Raw genomic sequence first — 16701 nt, forward strand, 5'->3', positions numbered from 1 at the left:
TTGCAAAAAATTTGCGTAATCGAACCGCTTGTAGTTACTGCTGGTTGCTAATAATTACTCGTAGGCTATCTAGCCGCCAAGTAGCTTGGGCGAGATGTTCGAGAGATTGTGCTTTCAGCTGTTCAAGGGCTTGAATTTCATCTGCTCGGATATTTTTATTGACCGCTTGCAACGCCGTTAAACGGTGTAATTCACTACTTAGAATATGATCTGCTTCCTGCTTAGCGTGGGCAATAATATTTTCCGCTTGTGAAGCTACTTTCACTTCACTAAAGGCTATCAATTTCTCAATTTCTGCCCTCGCCATTTTGGCAATTTTGTTTGCCATCTGTTTATTCACAGGTTTGAGCTGTTTTTCCAAGCCTGCAAATGGCACTTGAGCGGCTAAATCATTGCCTTTACTATCAATGAGCAAACGAATTGGCGTTGGTGGTAGAAAACGAGTTAATTGCAACCCTTTTGGCGCTTGGGCTTCTACCACATAAATAGCCTCAAGCAACACCGTGCCTGCAGGTAGATTTTTGTTGATCAATAGGGAAATTGCCGTTTTACCGATATCACCTGCGGTAAGCAAATCTATACCATTGCGAATCATCGGGTGATCCCACGTTAAAAACAGCACATCTTCTCGCACAAGGGCAATTTCACGGTCAAAGGTAACGGTATTGCCTTCTTCCGCAAGCCCTGGAAAATCTGGCACTAGCATATGTCCTGTTGGGCTAATCACAATGCTTTTTTCGCCCAAATCTTCCTGTTCTAAGCCGATTACATCAAATAATTTTAGCGCAAAATTAACTAACTGCGGTTTGCTGTCTTGCTCGGCAATTGCTTGTGCTAGCTGTTGAGCCGTTTCTCCGCCATTAGAATTTAGCTCTAACAAACGATCTCGCCCTTTTTCCAATGCCTGTTTTAGCTGTTTCTGACGCTTTTGAGTTTGCTCAATAAAGGCGACAAGCGGTTCGTTTTGCACTGGTTTTTGCAAAAATTGGGCTAACGTCTCACCAAATTCGCTAAAAAGCGTTGCCCCCATTGGGCAAGTTTCTTCAAAGGCATTTAAACCTTTGTGATACCATTCTGCCAACACCATTTGGGCTGAATTTTCAAAGCAAGGAACATAAATTTGAATATCAAATTTCTGCCCGATGCGGTCTAAACGCCCGATACTCTGCTCTAATAAATCAGGATTGTCGGGTAAATTAAATAAAATCAGATCGCTTGCGAATTGGAAATTACGCCCTTCTGAACCGATACTTGAGCTAATCAGCACTTGTGCGCCTTCTTCTTGTTGGGCGAAATAAGCGGCAGCCTTGTCTCGTTCCACAATCGACATTCGCTCGTGGAATACCGCAGAACGAATTGCCTCTTTTTCTCGTAGCACCTGTTCAAGCTGAATGGCAGTATCGGCGTGCTTACAAATAACTAAGACTTTGTCATCTCGGTGATTTTTCAAAAACGTTATCAACCATTCAATGCGGGGATCGAACTCAAACCATTGTGCATTCGGGTTCATTCTCTGGAACAAACGCTCAGGATACAGCAGATCTTGCTGATTTACTCCCCCCATCATTCCCATTACTTTTAACGCATTGGCATACTGCTTTGGCATTTCAAGATTGATTTGATGATAAACACGGTGTGGAAAACCTTTTACTCCTTGACGGGTATTACGAAATAACACTCGGCTTGTACCGTGTCGGTCAATCAGTTCTTTAATAAGCTCTTGACGGACTTCTAATCGTTGCTCTTGGCTCACCTCACTTGCATTGATAATGCGTAGCATTGGCTCAACGTCTTCTTCTGATAATAATTCACTGATACTATTTTGCTCTGCCACACTCAAAGGCTGATCATTTAATAGCGTAGCAACGGCATCAGCAACGGGCTGGTATTGCTGTTGCTCTGCCACAAACGCCTGATAATCATAAAAACGATCGGGATCAAGCAACGCCAAACGAGCAAAATGGCTTTCCTGCCCAAGTTGTTCAGGCGTTGCGGTGAGTAATAAAATGGCAGGAATTTGTTTCGCAAGCTGTTCAACAAACTGATAAGCCATACTTGGGGCTTGTTCATTCCATTCAAGGTGATGGGCTTCATCAACGATCAACATATCCCACTGGCTTTCAAGCACTTGCTTCGCCCGATTTGGGCTATTAGCTAGCCAATCAATCGAACAGATCACAAGAGATTCACTCTCAAACGGATTTTCACTAATATCATTGTCGTTATCATCTTTTTTAGTGAAATCTGCGCAACGCTCTTCATCAAATAATGAAAAATTTAGGCTAAAACGGCGTAGCATTTCCACTAGCCATTGATGTTGTAAACTCTCTGGCACAAGGACTAAAACACGCTCTACCCTGCCAGAAAACAGTTGTTGCTGTAAAACCATTCCTGCTTCAATCGTTTTACCTAAGCCCACTTCATCAGCCAGTAACACTCGAGGTGCAAAACGTTGCCCAACTTCTTTTGCAATATGTAATTGATGCGGAATTAGGCTTGCTCGAATGCCTTGCATACCTCGTAGCTCCGATTGAAATTGAGCTTGTTGATATTGCAACGCCCGATAACGTAGAGAAAAGCGGTCAGAGCGGTCAATTTGTGCCGAAAAAAGCCGATCTTGTGGTTTACTAAAACTAATTTTATGATCAAGAAACATTTCAGGCAAAACCGCATCTTCTTGCGTATCCAATCGTTTTCCTAAATAAATCACAACCTCTTGATTTTCCACTCGTTCTTCGACTTCAAGTTGCCAGCCTTCTACACTTGTGATTGTATCGCCAATTTGAAACTGAACTCGAGCTAAAGGAGCAACGGCAATTGCATAAACACGCTGTTCATCTGAGGCTGGGAAACTGATGGTCACTGTGCGATTATCCACCGCCGATACAACTCCAAGCCCTAAATTATTTTCTGATTCGCTTATCCAACGTTGCCCAACAACAAAGCTCATACTATCCTCTTTATATCCCTAGATAATTAAATCGCTATTTTACCTGATTTTGCGATAACAAGCGGTAAGATCAACATAAATTTTTGCAATGAAATCTAATAAAATTCCCTTGAGAATTATATAAAAAAATGATAATAACGTAGCAATGAATAAATAATAAGTAACATAATAATGTTTAGAATTTTAATATCTCATAGTTTTTTTAATCTATCCCGTGCATTTATTGGGGCAGTACTTATTGTTTATCTATTAAATAATCAAATTACCTTAACCACTATTGCTCTTGCAAAATCATTACAACTTTTTATGAGTGTAGTAATGAATTATCCCGCAGGGAAAATATCTGATCGCTTTGGTTATAAAACCGCTATTCTTATTTCTTGTTTATGCTCTCTAATTTATTTTTTATTGATATTAAACCCAACAAATATAACAGTTTTATTTGGTGAATTATTTAATGGACTTAGTATTGCATTTTATATGGGTGCTTATGAAGCGTGGATTTTTGAATTTAAAAATAAGAAAGAAAACAGCTTTACGCTCATTTCTCGTAGTGCTGAATTATTTTTTATCTCATCTATTATTGCAAGCATAATAGGCGGGTTATATTTCAATCAGGCGCTTTATTTCAGTATTCTATTTATGATATTAGCGATCATTTGTTACATAATAACACCACAAAATAATCCTTATTCTAATAGAAAAATAGCCAATATACTAAAAAGTGCTTTTTTTACTGATCTCAAATCATTTTGTAAAAAAGCAGATACACAACTACTTTTTTCAATTATCTTTGTTGGCAGTATGCAAATTATCTACCAATATTGGGCAATCTTTTTTGCGAAGAATTTGAATATAGAAAATAACTACTTAGGCTATATTTTAGCGTTAATGTTAAGCGGACAATGGCTATTCTCATTTTTATCTCGAAAATTTACCTTCAATTTATCAAAATATGCAGTTTTGATAAGTTTATCAGGGGTATTTATTTTCTCTTTATTAAATTTATTATTATTTTTAACTATTAACCATTACAATTTACTCAATAAAATAATAATTACTTTAAACTTCATTATTTTTGTTGCTTTCTGTGGGCTAACGTCTAATCTCTTTTTTGCTAAAAGTTGTGATAAATTTTCTCACTTAAATAATCAAAGCAGTATGATTAGCTTAATTGATATGAATAGCCGTATTATTGGCACAATTCTATTGACTGTTAGTTCATTGTTTAATATCGAACAAATTCCTTTTATTTTCCTTATTTTTAATGGAATTATTTTAGTTTATCTGTTTTCTCACTTTTTTCTAAATAAAGACAGTGCATAAATTATTATTTTTTATAAAAATAACAGTACGATAATAACTATAATAATTGATATAATTTAAACGCTTGCCCATCTGACATACTGGCTAAATAATCACAAATGACTCTTGAACGTTTATTTTCTGGTGTTTCTTGCCAAAGATCCGCTATATTTTTTGGCAATAAACGGGTCGGATCGCTAGATAACATATCAAATAGATCCATTAAAATTCGCTGTCCTTTATGTTCAATGCGTTGTGTTTTTACATCACAAATAACATATTGAAAAACAAACTCTTTTAATACATTAAGAACTGCTTTTACCTCATCAGGTAAAACAGCATTAAAACGCAATAATGGCTCAGTAAAAAACGGTAATTCGTGCCATTGAACGTGGGTAACAAAATAATTTACTAATGCGCCAATCACATCTTTACGTTCATAGCGGTAAGTTGAGAACAATTTTTTGCCCATTTCAGGCAATATTTTTTGTATCCAACGAGATTCACACTCTGCCAATTTCTTTTCCGCAACCTGCCACGATAACGGCGTAACCATTCCGCCTACAATCGCATCTTCAAGATCGTGTACTCCATAGGCAATATCATCTGCCAATTCCATAATGCTACAATCTAGTGATTTATAGCGGGTGAGATTTGGCAAAGATGGATCTTTATTCTGTTTAACGTGGCAAAAATACATACGATCTTCTACGGATAGAGGTTGCAATACCCAATCAAAAAAATGAGCATCATCATCAAATATCCCTTTGCTGATTTTCATTTCGTGTAAATTGATAAAACGACTTGAGGAAATTTGCTTTGGCTCTCTCGGTGCAGTTTCGCTTAATAAAGCAGGATATTTAATAATACCGAGCAATGTTCGGCGAGTTAAATTCATTCCCGCATTTTTCGTATAAGGTTCAAGCTGAGTAATAATGCGAAAAGATTGTGCATTGCCCTCAAAGCCACCTTGTTCACGCATTTTATAATTCAATGCCATTTCTCCACCGTGTCCAAATGGTGGGTGCCCAATATCGTGTGCAAAACAGAGCGATTCAATCAAGCTACGGGAAGGCAGTAAAGCGGTAAGATCTTGGCTAAAATATGCAAAATTTTTAGCAGAACAGACCGCTTGAAACCCTGCTTTATCTTCATTGAGCTTTGCCCGCAAGCTACTGCCAATCTGTGCAACTTCAAGGGAATGGGTTAAACGGGTGCGGTAGAAATCATCTTCGCCTACGGCGTGAATTTGTGTTTTTGCTTGCAAACAGCGAAAGGCTTCTGAATGTAAAATTCGTCCACGATCTCGCTGAAAAGGCGAACGGTGATCACTCTCTCGTTGCTTATCCTGCAAAAAACGGGCTATCCAAATCTCATTATTCATTATATTCCCCTTATTTTTACCGAATAAAATTTAACCTAAATATAAAACTCTGCATAAGACAGTTCTCGCACTAGGCTTATTACACTATAATACGCTTACTTTTTTCTCTCAACTATTATTCAATGGCACTTTTCTATTCCAACCGTTCAGCAAAAAAATCAGCAAAAACCACCACTTTACTTAATCTCACTATTCAAGATCTCGATTATCAAGGGCTAGGGGTTGCTAAAGTAAATGGAAAAACTTGGTTTGTAGAAAATGCGTTACCACAAGAAGTGGTAGAAGCAACGATTTTGGAAGAAAAACGCCAATATGGAAAAGCTAAAACAGTCCAGTTCAAACAAAAATCACTGGATAGACAAAAACCAAGTTGTAAATTATTTGAACAATGTGGGGGGTGTCAATTACAGCATATTCCAATCCAACTGCAACGTGAGACAAAACAGAAAGCCCTTTTTCAACGTTTACAACGGCTACAAACTGCACCAATCAGTTTTTGCCCGATGATTATCAGTGAGCCACAGGGTTACCGCCGCCGAGCAAAATTGCATCTATATTGGGATAAAAATACTTTATACTTTGGCTTTCGTCAGGCGCATTCCTCAAAAATTATTACCATTTCTGCTTGTGAAGTGTTAGAACCAGAACTATCTAGCCTTTTACCTAAATTACAACAACTTTTTTCTCATTGGCAGAATAAAAAACAGCTTGGACATTTAGAATTGGTGCGAGCAGACAATACAATCTGCTTACTATTACGCCACATTGCACCATTAGCTCCACAAGACAGTGATAAATTAAAAAGCTTTGCACAACAACATAAACTCTCATTATTTGTTATGACTGAACACGATCAGATTGAACATTGGCTAGGTGAGCGGCCTTATTACCAAATTGATAGTTTAAAACTCTATTTTTCGATTAGAGATTTCATTCAAATTAACGCAAATCTTAACAACCAAATGGTTTCTACTGCGCTTGATTGGCTTGATCTACATTCAACAGATCACGTTCTCGATCTCTTTTGCGGAATGGGGAACTTTACCTTACCAATAGCTCAAAAAGTAAGGAAAGTTGTTGGTATTGAAGGTGTGGAAGCAATGGTTGAACAAGCAAAATTCAATGCTGAATTTAATCAAATAAATAATGCCACATTCTTTCAAGCCAACCTTGATCAATCTTTTATTGATAAACCTTGGGCAAAAGACGCATTTAATAAAGTTTTACTTGATCCTGCTCGCCAAGGGGCACTTTTTGCTCTTGATCACCTCTGTCAACTTCAACCAGAGCGAATTGTCTATGTCTCTTGCAACCCTGCAACCTTAGTGAGAGATACGGAAAAACTGATTACAGAAGGCTATCATATCTCTCGCTGTGCAATGATTGATATGTTCCCACATACCGCACATTTGGAATCTATTACGCTTTTTGAGCGGGTTGAGCAAGCCAACAAGCGGTCAATTTAGTGATTTTTTTGCAATTATTCTGCTAAATTTTCACTTTCTTCTAACTCGTCAGCCATTGCACTTAAGGCATCTCGGGTTAATTGGGCCAGTGCTTTATAAAAACCGTGATCAAATGTTTCAACCTGTCCTAAAAATTTACTCAAACAAGGCAATAAAAAATGTTCAAATAATGTTTTTTGTGCCTCTGTAGAATCAATATGATCTTCAATCCACGAAGCCGTCAGCAACAATAAAGCAACATTATCAATATCAGCGATTTCAGGCATCGCTCTTTGCTGGCGAAACATTAGAAATTCATCAACAGATACCCCATAAGCAGATATTGCCATAGAAACAGCTCCATTTTCCCCAAAAAGTGCTTGATAATGGCTTTCAAGTTGCGTAGGGTAAGCCTCTTTTTCTACGATATTAAGGGCCTGTTCACTTTGCGTATCCGTTGATAATGCCCAATTTGAACGTAAATTACCCTGTTGTAGCCAACTAAATGTCCCTGCTAAAATAGGATCTTGTGGTGTACGGTAAAAAAGATTGCCAAAAAGGCGACAAAGTAGTGAAAAATCGTTAATTGTGGTGTTGCTCATACATTTCTCAAATATAAAAAAGTGTATGTTACACCAACCAGCAAAAAGAAGGAAAATAAGATGAAATATATTGGTGCACACGTGAGTGCAGCAGGTGGCGTAGAAAATGCAGTTCTGCGTTCCGTAGAAATTGGTGCAAATGCATTTGCCCTCTTTACTAAAAATCAACGGCAATGGCAAGCTCCACCATTAAAAGCTGAAACCATTGAGAAATTTAAGCGTTTTTGCCAAGTTCATCATTTTTCAGCAGAGCAAATTCTGCCTCACGATAGCTACCTAATCAATTTAGGCAATCCTGAATCGGAAAACTTAGCAAAATCTCGAGCTGCTTTTATTGATGAAATGAGGCGTTGCGATCAACTTGGATTAACCTTACTCAATTTCCACCCCGGTAGCCATTTGAATAAAATTTCAGAGCAAGATTGTTTGGCACGCATTGCAGAGTCTATCAATATTGCTATTGATGCCGTGCCAAATGTCGTAGCAGTAATTGAAAATACCGCAGGGCAAGGCTCTAATCTAGGCTGGCGTTTTGAACATTTAGCCCAAATTATCCAACAGGTCGAAAACAAAAACCGAGTAGGCGTTTGTTTGGATACTTGTCATCTCTTTTCAGCAGGCTACGATATTGGCTCTTTTTCTAAAAGTGAACAGGTTTTTACTGAATTTAACAATATTGTAGGCTTTGAATTTTTACGGGGAATGCACTTAAATGGCTCAAAAACACCGCTTGCTAGCCGAGTCGATCGCCACCACATTTTACGAGATGGAACAATAGGAACAGGTATATTCGAATATATTATGCAAGACAGCCGTTTTGATAATATTCCGATGATTTTAGAAACTATTCAGCCTGAGAATTGGGCAGATGAAATAAAATTTTTACGTTCTTTGGAACAAAATTAAATAATTATAGTCGGATAACTGTAGTAAAACTCTATTGTAATACGTAGAGCCCCATTTTAATTTTATTACTAACTAGGAGAGTGTCGCTTTTTTTGTTCTGGCGAGACAGTAATTATTATGCAGAAACCTTTTTTCATTTTTATAAAATCATTCTTTTATACCGCCATTTTCGCAACATTAGTGGGTTGTTCTTCAAAAGTTGATGCAAGTTTAAGTTCAAAGCCTGCTACTAGCAGTCAAATATATCAACAACGTACACAAAGCCACCAAAGCGATCTCACTAAAGTCCTTTCTGCTTACCATCAATGGGCTGGTACTCGCTACCGTTTAGGTGGAACAACCAGAGCGGGGATTGACTGTTCTGCGTTTGTACGAGCAACAATGGATAACGCTTTCAATCTCCATCTTCCTCGCTCTACATCTGAACAGAAATATGTTGGCCACTCTATTCCTAAAGCAGATCTTCGTCCTGGCGATCTCGTCTTTTTCCGAAAAAATCACCACGTTGGAGTATATATCGGTAATGGAAAATTTGTTCACGCAAGCTCAAGCCGCGGGGTAACAACCAGCTCACTCTCAGATCACTACTGGTCAAAGAACTATACACAATCTCGCCGAGTTTTATAAACTGAGCGACTATGCGACATACTGCACAGGCACAGTGCGATGTCGCATTTGATGAACAACATTCATAATTACTCCAGCAAAGTGAATTTCCTGCCAATTTTGCACACGCAAGTTAGGCTCACTTACATCTAAGGATAATAAAATCTTTTCTGAATTAATTTCATTCAAAAATTGATAAAACTTATACTCGCCTGCATTTTCTAATACGATCAAATCATTAATAACAATATCATCGCTCTGCTCAACAATAAGTAGGTCATCTAATTCAATTCCCCAGGCAATTAAATTTGGATTTTTTACATGGATAAAAAAAGTTTCTTTGGGACGGCGAATACAAAGAGAATTCAAATCTAACTTAATTGAACGCTGACTGTTAAAATCTCGGTATAGTGGGATAGGTTGATAAGGACGTTCACGAGTTAATGATCTAAGATGTGCCATAATATTCCCCAATAATCTGTGTGTTTATACAGTTGTATTTTACTGTTTAAACACACAGTGTCAATGAAGAAAATCTATTTTTTTGTAAATTATTACAGCTATTGGTTCTAAAAATAAACGAAATTTTAATGAGCGATCAATAAATTTGCCAATGTTCTAATGCCAATTCCTGTTGCACCCACCGCCCAGAGATCGTTAGCATTTTTTCTAAATGTAGCAGAACAATCAATATGTAACCAATTTTGCTGATAATTTTTTACAAAATAAGATAAAAACGCTGTTGCAGTACTCGCTCCAGCACTAACAGGTACCGTGCTAGTATTCGCAATATCCGCAAAACTCGAGATAATTTGTGAACGATGAAATGTTTCAAAAGGTAATCGCCAAAATGGCTCATTTTCGGCTTGAGCTGATGTAATAAGCTTCTCAACTAAGGCATTATCCATTGATAACACTGAGTGATAGTCATTACCTACCGCAATTTTTGCAGCCCCAGTTAAAGTTGCACAATCAACAATAAATTGTGGATTTTGTTTATCAGCTTCAATCAAACCATCTGCCAGTACTAAACGCCCTTCGGCATCGGTATTTAGAACCTCTGCACTCACACCATTTCGGTAACGAATAATATCACCTAATTTGAATGCCTTACTGCTCACCATATTTTCAGCACAGCAGAGGTATAATTTAACACGTTGCGATAATCCTCGTGCGATAGCTAAACCTAATGCGCCTGTTACTAAAGCAGCTCCCCCCATATCAGTACGCATTGTAGACATGCCTTCACTTGGCTTCAAACTATAACCGCCCGTATCAAAGGTAATGCCTTTACCAACCAAGCAAGCTAACACAGGTGCATTGGGATCGCCCGTTGGATTAAAATCAAGCTGTAACATTGCTGGTAAATTCGCCGAACCTTTTCCTACCGTCCAAATACCATGATAACCTCGATCTTTCAACGCTTCTCTAGCAATGATTTCATAGGAAACTTTACCTTTTCCCACGCATTTATCGGCTTGATGAACAATAAATTCCGCAGCTTTATGGGCTAATACTTCAGGTGTTAAAGTATCAGACGGTTCATTGATAATACTACGAGTAAAATCCGAACACGCTAAACGAGCCTCAAATTCAGCTTGATTTTCTAAAGGTGGAAATTGAATAGAACCCGTATTCTTTACACTAGTAAATCCCTGCTGAAATGCCCAGCATTGCTCTATTCCCCAGCCTTCTCCCGTTAATGCAACATTTAAAATCCCCAATCCTTTAATTTTTCTAGCTGCTTTTTGGATACTTACCAACGCATCTTGCTGTAGATGAATACACATTCCAAGATCCGTTGCTGAAATAATTGCCCCATTACCCCAGCTTTCAGTAGCTGGTTGCGATGAAAGTGTTATCTGCATTACCATAAGATGTCCTCTTTAAATTTATAAGCGGTTAGATTCTAGCAAACTTTTGCAAAAAATAGCGACAAAGTTACCGCTTACTTCACTTTATTTTTCTTAATATTTCCGCTATCTTGAAAAAATCTTGCTTATTTTATTAAGGAAATCTAATGTCGCTATTTATAAAATTATCTCAATTTATCAGTAAAACCTTTGCTATTTGGGTGATTATGTTCGCTATCATTGCGACACAATTCCCAGATATTTTCAAATTGATTGTCCCGTGGATTCCATATCTTCTCGGGATTGTTATGCTTGGAATGGGGCTAACACTCACCTTTAAAGATTTCACAGAAATTACCCGTAATCCAAAAGGCGTAATCATTGGAGTTATTGCTCAATTCGTAATAATGCCAATGATTGCTTTTTTCTTAGCCAAGATATTTCAACTTCCTGCTGACTTAGCGATTGGCGTCATCTTAGTGGGCGCTTGTCCTGGAGGCACATCCTCCAATGTTATTACATTTTTGGCTCGGGGAAATACTGCTCTCTCTGTGGCCTGTACCACTATTTCCACCTTACTTGCCCCGATACTAACACCCGCAGTTTTCTATCTTTTTGCAAGTCAATGGCTAGATATCAATGCTTCATCAATGTTTATATCGGTCTTGAAAATTGTTTTATTACCTATTTTTGTAGGACTACTCATTCGCTCCATATTCAAGCAAAAAATTGAGAACTTTAGCCAAATAATGCCACTTATTTCTGTAATTGCGATTATTCTGATTTTGTGTGCGGTAGTTGCGGTGAGTAAAGATAAAATTATTGAATCTGGTTTACTAATTTTTGGTATCGTTGCTCTACATAATATACTAGGCTACCTTTTAGGTTATGGAATTTCTCGAGCATTCCGCTTATCTTCCCCCGATAGTCGAGCAATTTCGATTGAGGTTGGTATGCAAAATTCAGGATTAGGCGCAGCATTAGCAGCCCTACATTTTAAATTTAACCCCATCATTGCAGTGCCGAGTGCAGTTTTTAGCTTATGGCATAATATTTCAGGCCCTATTTTAGCTATGATTTTTACGCTATCTGATAATAAAAAATAGGTGAGAACAAGCGGTGAGTTAAGTAAAAATTTTGCAAAATTTATGCCATAACACACCGCTTGTCTTTTAATTAAAGAATAGCAAATGTTGCCCGTAAGTAACGTGCAACCGCTTGCTCATGATTATTCCCAATCACCTCATTATTTGGTAATGCTAGCTTCAAACGAGGATCGGCATTTTCCATTACGCAGCCTTTTCCAGTTTGTGAAAGCATTTCCAAATCATTCATTCCATCACCAAAAGCTATACACTGTTCTAAGCTATATCCTCGTTGTTGAACTAATTGAGCTAGTGTTGCTGCTTTTGATACATTTTTTGCCATAATTTCAAGACATTGTGGGGTTGAATAGGTAATTTGTACCTCATCGTTATATTTATTACGAATAAACTGCTCAACTGAGCTTAATGACGCTAATGTTTTGCCAATAAAAAATATTTTTTCGGTTTGGCGAGGGTGATGACATTTAAAATCAACTACTTGGTACATAAATCCTGATTCTTGATGAAATTTCCGTAGCTGTTCTACATCAACATTGATAAACCATTCATCACCTTGATAAGTATTCAAGCAAACACTGAAAGGGTCAAAAGGTACATTCTGCATTAAATCATTCGCAATGTCTTCAGGCAAGTAATGGCTAGCCAACAAATTCCCATCTAAATTATTCGCCCTTGCACCATTACTGGTTACCAAGGTTGCCGATTTAATCTCTAACTTCCCCATCAGTTTTGACACATCAGGTAAACTACGTCCTGTGGCAATAAAAATATCAATGCCCTGCTGAGCTAATTTTTCTAGCGTTTCAATCGTAAATTGGGCTAGTCTGTGTTCACCGTTTAATAACGTCCCGTCTAAATCAGAAATAACAGCTTGAAATGGTTTTTTCATAGGAAATCCTTATAGATAATTATTGAGAAAGGCTAACAAATTTATGTGATGAGTTCAAAGAAAATCCTTTTCTTTGAAAGAATTGTTCAAAAAATAGTAATTCAGTTTAAGTTTATATAAAAATGATTTTATACGTAATTCATATGTTTTATTTGTTAAATAATAGTTAAATAAGCCTTATAATCTAGTTTTATTATGAAATACGATATAAAATGCTAAATTATTATTTAAATAACACTAGGAAATCGTTTGCACACAGTTAAAAATACTATTGACTTCATTTAGATTACCGCTAATATGTCTTCACTCCCGAATAATAATGCAAACATAAAACACAAAAATGGTAAAACTTATTTCTTTTCTCTTATCCCTGAACCTATACACATTGATATGTGCGGTATGAGCTAAGCGAAAGAAAAAGTCACTATCCACACTTACCCGCATATTATATTGCGGGTTTTTTTATTCTTAAATTATGCAAATCCTAGGAGATGCCAATGAACAACAATATTATTATTTTTGATACTACCTTGCGTGATGGTGAGCAATCTTTAAAAGCAAGCCTTACCGTAAAAGAGAAATTACAGATAGCATTGGCATTAGAACGCTTAGGTGTTGATGTAATGGAAGTGGGTTTCCCCGTATCTTCTGCAGGCGATTTTGAATCCGTACAAACTATTGCCCGCCATATCAAAAATAGTCGAGTATGTGCTCTTTCCCGTGCGGTTGATAAAGACATTGATGTTGCAGCCGAAGCCCTAAAAGTCGCTGAAACTTTTCGTATCCATACTTTTATTGCGACATCCGCTCTCCACGTTGAGAGTAAACTTCGCCGTACCTTTGATGATGTAGTAGAAATGGCAATCAAAGCGGTAATGCGAGCAAGAAACTACACCGATGATGTTGAATTTTCTTGTGAAGATGCGGGAAGAACAGGAATTGATAATATCTGCCGTATTGTTGAAGCTGCGATCAATGCGGGAGCAACAACAGTAAATATTCCAGACACCGTTGGCTACTGTTTACCAAATCAATTCGGCGACATTATTGCCAATGTTAGAAATCGTGTATCAAACATTGATAAAGCAATTATTTCAGTACATTGCCACAATGATTTAGGAATGGCAACGGCTAATTCATTAACTGCTGTACAAAATGGGGCAAGACAAATCGAATGTACCATCAATGGTATTGGTGAACGAGCAGGTAATACGGCACTGGAAGAAGTAGTAATGGCAATTAAAACACGACAAGATATATTTAATGGTGCAGATACCCGTATTCATACACAAGAAATCCATCGTGTGAGTCAAATGGTCAGCCAACTTTGTAATATGCCTATCCAACCTAATAAAGCAATCGTTGGTTCAAATGCGTTTGCTCACTCTTCAGGTATTCACCAAGACGGTATGGTAAAAAATAAAAATACCTATGAAATTATGTCTCCTGAGACGATTGGCTTGAAAAAAGAAAAATTGAATTTGACCGCTCGCTCTGGTCGTGCCGCAGTGAAAAACCATATGGAAGAGATGGGCTATCAAGAAAAAGACTATGATTTAGACAAACTCTACCAAGCATTTTTGCAACTCGCTGATAAAAAAGGACAAGTTTTTGACTATGATTTGGAAGCCCTTGCTTTCATTGATATGCAACAAGGTGGTGAAGATCGCTTAAAACTCGATGTAATTACCACTCAATTAATTAGTGGTTTGCCTGCTTCCGCTTTTGTACAAGTTGAGCTTGATGGCGAACGTGTTAGCCAAGTTTCACAAGGCGGAAATGGACCTGTTGATGCGACTTTTAATGCAATCTTAAACATTACAGGAATGGAAATTAAAATGCTCAACTACAATCTTACTGCTAAAGGAGAAGGTGCTGAAGCATTAGGGCAAGTAGATATTGTTATTGAACATAAAAACCGCCGTTTCCACGGTGTAGGACTTGCAACAGATATCGTTGAATCTTCTGCTCGGGCCTTAATTCACGCAATCAATGCCATTTATCGTTCACAAAAAGTTGCTAACTTGAAAAAGAATAAATAAAAAACAAGCGGTTATTTTTTAAATAAAATAACCGCTTGTTTATGTAATCTAATCAGCAAGAGCCGCTAGCTGATCGGCTTGATATTCATTGATAATCGGCTGAATTAGCTCATCAATTTTACCATTCATTACTTCGTCTAAACGATAAACCGTCAAATTGATACGGTGATCAGTTACCCTTCCTTGAGGATAATTATAAGTACGAATTTTATCCGAACGGTCGCCCGATCCTAATAAATTACGGCGAGTATCTGCCTGTGCCTGTGCTTGCTTTTCTTGCTCTGCTTGCACAATACGAGAGGCTAATACTGATAGTGCTTTCGCTTTATTTTTATGCTGTGAACGTTCGTCTTGGCATTCAACCACAATACCTGTTGGTAAATGGGTAATACGCACCGCAGAGTCTGTCGTATTAACGTGCTGTCCACCTGCGCCAGATGAACGATAAGTATCAATTCGAAGATCTGATGGATTAATTTCTGGCATTTCTGATTCTGGTAATTCTGGCATTACCGCAACCGTACAAGCCGATGTATGAATACGTCCTTGTGATTCTGTTTTTGGAACACGTTGCACTCGATGCCCTCCAGACTCAAACTTAAGTTGTCCATAAACGCCTTCACCGCTGATTTTAACGATAATCTCTTTATATCCACCTTGCTCACTTTCATTCGCACTTAGCTCTTCAATCCGCCAACGCTTACCTTCACAATAACGGCTATACATACGGTAGAGATCGCCTGCGAAAATACCCGCTTCATCTCCACCTGTTCCCGCTCTAATTTCAAGGTAAGCATTGTATTCATCATTCGGATCTTTCGGCAGTAATAATATTTGTAGCTGTTGCTCAACCTCAATCATTTCTGCTTTATTTTGCTCAATTTCTTCTGCTGCAATCTCTTTCATATCAGGATCGTCTAACAGAAGCTGTGCATCGTCAATATCACGTTGAAGTTTATTCCAACGATTAAAGGCGCTAACAACCTCTTCTAATTGTGAATATTCTTTTGAATAGGCTCTAAATTTATCTTGATCACTAATAACAGAAGCATCACCTAGCAGAGCTTGTAACTCTTCTTGGCGTTCACTCAGACTTTCTAATTTGGCAATAATAGATGGTTTCATTGATTTTCAAATAACAGTTAATAAATAATAGTTGTATTGTAACGGACAAGCCACATAAACGCAAAAAGCCTAGAGATTCTCTAGGCTTTTTTGTCATTTTAACAATGATTATTTTACTAAATCTTTTAGAGCTTTACCTGCAACAAATGCTGGCACGTTAGCTGCTGGGATTTCAATCGCTTCATTAGTTTTTGGATTACGGCCAGTACGAGCTTTACGGTGATTTACTTTAAAAGTACCAAACCCAATAAGTTGTACAGAATCGCCTTTTTTAAGGCTATCAGAAATTGCATTTAATGTCGCTTCTAAAGCAGCTTTAGCATCTTTTTTGCTTAACTCTGCACCCGCTGCGATTGCATCAATTAACTCAGTTTTATTCATTGTTTTATCCTCTAAAAGATTATAGTGATCAAGGCAATAGTGCCTAAATTCAAGTGTGAACTCAAATTCTGCTTTAAATGTTTTCATAGCTTAATTCAAACACGCTT

14 protein-coding genes are annotated in these 16701 nt (G+C 37.6%); 6 read left to right on the plus strand and 8 right to left on the minus strand.

The genetic code is table 11. The annotated features are described in order from the left end of the window. Window positions 1-34: 34 nt before the first annotated feature. On the minus strand, window positions 35-2950 hold the full coding sequence (gene rapA / locus A6B43_RS02265; RefSeq protein WP_124210965.1) for an RNA polymerase-associated protein RapA: 2916 nt from the start codon (window positions 2948-2950) through the stop codon (window positions 35-37). Between the two features lie 171 nt (window positions 2951-3121). On the opposite strand from rapA, the gene A6B43_RS02270 reads away from it, so the two are divergent. Next, complete coding sequence (locus tag A6B43_RS02270) at window positions 3122-4276, plus strand: MFS transporter (RefSeq protein WP_124210966.1); 1155 nt, start codon at window positions 3122-3124, stop codon at window positions 4274-4276. 37 nt (window positions 4277-4313) lie between these two features. On the opposite strand, the gene A6B43_RS02275 is transcribed toward A6B43_RS02270, so the two are convergent. After that, entirely contained in the window at window positions 4314-5639 is a 1326-nt protein-coding gene (locus A6B43_RS02275; RefSeq protein WP_124210967.1) for an anti-phage deoxyguanosine triphosphatase, read from the minus strand. Window positions 5640-5761: 122 nt separating this feature from the next. On the opposite strand from A6B43_RS02275, the gene rlmD reads away from it, so the two are divergent. Beyond that, a complete protein-coding gene (gene rlmD / locus A6B43_RS02280) occupies window positions 5762-7105 on the plus strand; it encodes a 23S rRNA (uracil(1939)-C(5))-methyltransferase RlmD (RefSeq protein WP_124210968.1) in 1344 nt (447 codons plus the stop codon). Between the two features lie 14 nt (window positions 7106-7119). On the opposite strand, the gene A6B43_RS02285 is transcribed toward rlmD, so the two are convergent. Further along, window positions 7120-7686, minus strand: a complete 567-nt coding sequence (locus tag A6B43_RS02285) for a TorD/DmsD family molecular chaperone (protein ID WP_124210969.1) — start codon at window positions 7684-7686, stop codon at window positions 7120-7122. 60 nt (window positions 7687-7746) lie between these two features. Here A6B43_RS02285 and nfo point away from each other — a divergent pair, with 60 nt between their 5' ends. Next, entirely contained in the window at window positions 7747-8592 is an 846-nt protein-coding gene (nfo, locus tag A6B43_RS02290; protein WP_124210970.1) for a deoxyribonuclease IV, read from the plus strand. Window positions 8593-8706: 114 nt separating this feature from the next. Continuing rightward, on the plus strand, window positions 8707-9219 hold the full coding sequence (locus A6B43_RS02295; RefSeq protein WP_418902977.1) for an NlpC/P60 family protein: 513 nt from the start codon (window positions 8707-8709) through the stop codon (window positions 9217-9219). Between the two features lie 9 nt (window positions 9220-9228). Here A6B43_RS02295 and A6B43_RS02300 read toward each other — a convergent pair whose 3' ends face one another. Further along, complete coding sequence (locus tag A6B43_RS02300; RefSeq protein ID WP_124210972.1) at window positions 9229-9660, minus strand: LexA family protein; 432 nt, start codon at window positions 9658-9660, stop codon at window positions 9229-9231. Window positions 9661-9785: 125 nt separating this feature from the next. Beyond that, entirely contained in the window at window positions 9786-11066 is a 1281-nt protein-coding gene (pepB, locus tag A6B43_RS02305; RefSeq protein ID WP_124211043.1) for an aminopeptidase PepB, read from the minus strand. Window positions 11067-11218: 152 nt separating this feature from the next. Between pepB and A6B43_RS02310 the strand changes: the two genes are divergently transcribed. Further along, on the plus strand, window positions 11219-12157 hold the full coding sequence (locus A6B43_RS02310) for a bile acid:sodium symporter family protein (protein ID WP_124210973.1): 939 nt from the start codon (window positions 11219-11221) through the stop codon (window positions 12155-12157). Between the two features lie 70 nt (window positions 12158-12227). On the opposite strand, the gene A6B43_RS02315 is transcribed toward A6B43_RS02310, so the two are convergent. After that, the gene (locus tag A6B43_RS02315; RefSeq protein WP_124210974.1) at window positions 12228-13046 is read right to left on the minus strand and encodes a Cof-type HAD-IIB family hydrolase; all 819 of its coding nucleotides are present in this window, start codon (window positions 13044-13046) and stop codon (window positions 12228-12230) included. 497 nt (window positions 13047-13543) lie between these two features. Between A6B43_RS02315 and leuA the strand changes: the two genes are divergently transcribed. Continuing rightward, a complete protein-coding gene (leuA, locus tag A6B43_RS02320; protein WP_124210975.1) occupies window positions 13544-15088 on the plus strand; it encodes a 2-isopropylmalate synthase in 1545 nt (514 codons plus the stop codon). 48 nt (window positions 15089-15136) lie between these two features. On the opposite strand, the gene prfA is transcribed toward leuA, so the two are convergent. Then, window positions 15137-16213 (minus strand): peptide chain release factor 1, encoded by a 1077-nt coding sequence (gene prfA, locus A6B43_RS02325; protein WP_124210976.1) that lies wholly within the window; start codon window positions 16211-16213, stop codon window positions 15137-15139. Between the two features lie 108 nt (window positions 16214-16321). Next, window positions 16322-16681 (minus strand): HU family DNA-binding protein, encoded by a 360-nt coding sequence (locus A6B43_RS02330; protein WP_257792857.1) that lies wholly within the window; start codon window positions 16679-16681, stop codon window positions 16322-16324. Window positions 16682-16701 lie beyond the last annotated feature (20 nt).

Source organism: Vespertiliibacter pulmonis, assembly GCF_013377275.1.
Classification (GTDB): Bacteria; Pseudomonadota; Gammaproteobacteria; order Enterobacterales; family Pasteurellaceae; genus Vespertiliibacter; species Vespertiliibacter pulmonis.

Coding starts and splice junctions, on each gene's coding strand:
- A6B43_RS02275 (WP_124210967.1), bottom strand. CDS start 5,639: ATGAATAATGAGATTTGGATAGCCCGTTTTTTGCAGGATAAGCAACGA.
- pepB (WP_124211043.1), bottom strand. CDS start 11,066: ATGCAGATAACACTTTCATCGCAACCAGCTACTGAAAGCTGGGGTAAT.
- prfA (WP_124210976.1), bottom strand. CDS start 16,213: ATGAAACCATCTATTATTGCCAAATTAGAAAGTCTGAGTGAACGCCAA.
- A6B43_RS02330 (WP_257792857.1), bottom strand. CDS start 16,681: ATGAAAACATTTAAAGCAGAATTTGAGTTCACACTTGAATTTAGGCAC.
- nfo (WP_124210970.1), top strand. CDS start 7,747: ATGAAATATATTGGTGCACACGTGAGTGCAGCAGGTGGCGTAGAAAAT.
- rapA (WP_124210965.1), bottom strand. CDS start 2,950: ATGAGCTTTGTTGTTGGGCAACGTTGGATAAGCGAATCAGAAAATAAT.
- rlmD (WP_124210968.1), top strand. CDS start 5,762: ATGGCACTTTTCTATTCCAACCGTTCAGCAAAAAAATCAGCAAAAACC.
- A6B43_RS02315 (WP_124210974.1), bottom strand. CDS start 13,046: ATGAAAAAACCATTTCAAGCTGTTATTTCTGATTTAGACGGGACGTTA.
- leuA (WP_124210975.1), top strand. CDS start 13,544: ATGAACAACAATATTATTATTTTTGATACTACCTTGCGTGATGGTGAG.
- A6B43_RS02285 (WP_124210969.1), bottom strand. CDS start 7,686: ATGAGCAACACCACAATTAACGATTTTTCACTACTTTGTCGCCTTTTT.
- A6B43_RS02270 (WP_124210966.1), top strand. CDS start 3,122: ATGTTTAGAATTTTAATATCTCATAGTTTTTTTAATCTATCCCGTGCA.
- A6B43_RS02310 (WP_124210973.1), top strand. CDS start 11,219: ATGTCGCTATTTATAAAATTATCTCAATTTATCAGTAAAACCTTTGCT.
- A6B43_RS02300 (WP_124210972.1), bottom strand. CDS start 9,660: ATGGCACATCTTAGATCATTAACTCGTGAACGTCCTTATCAACCTATC.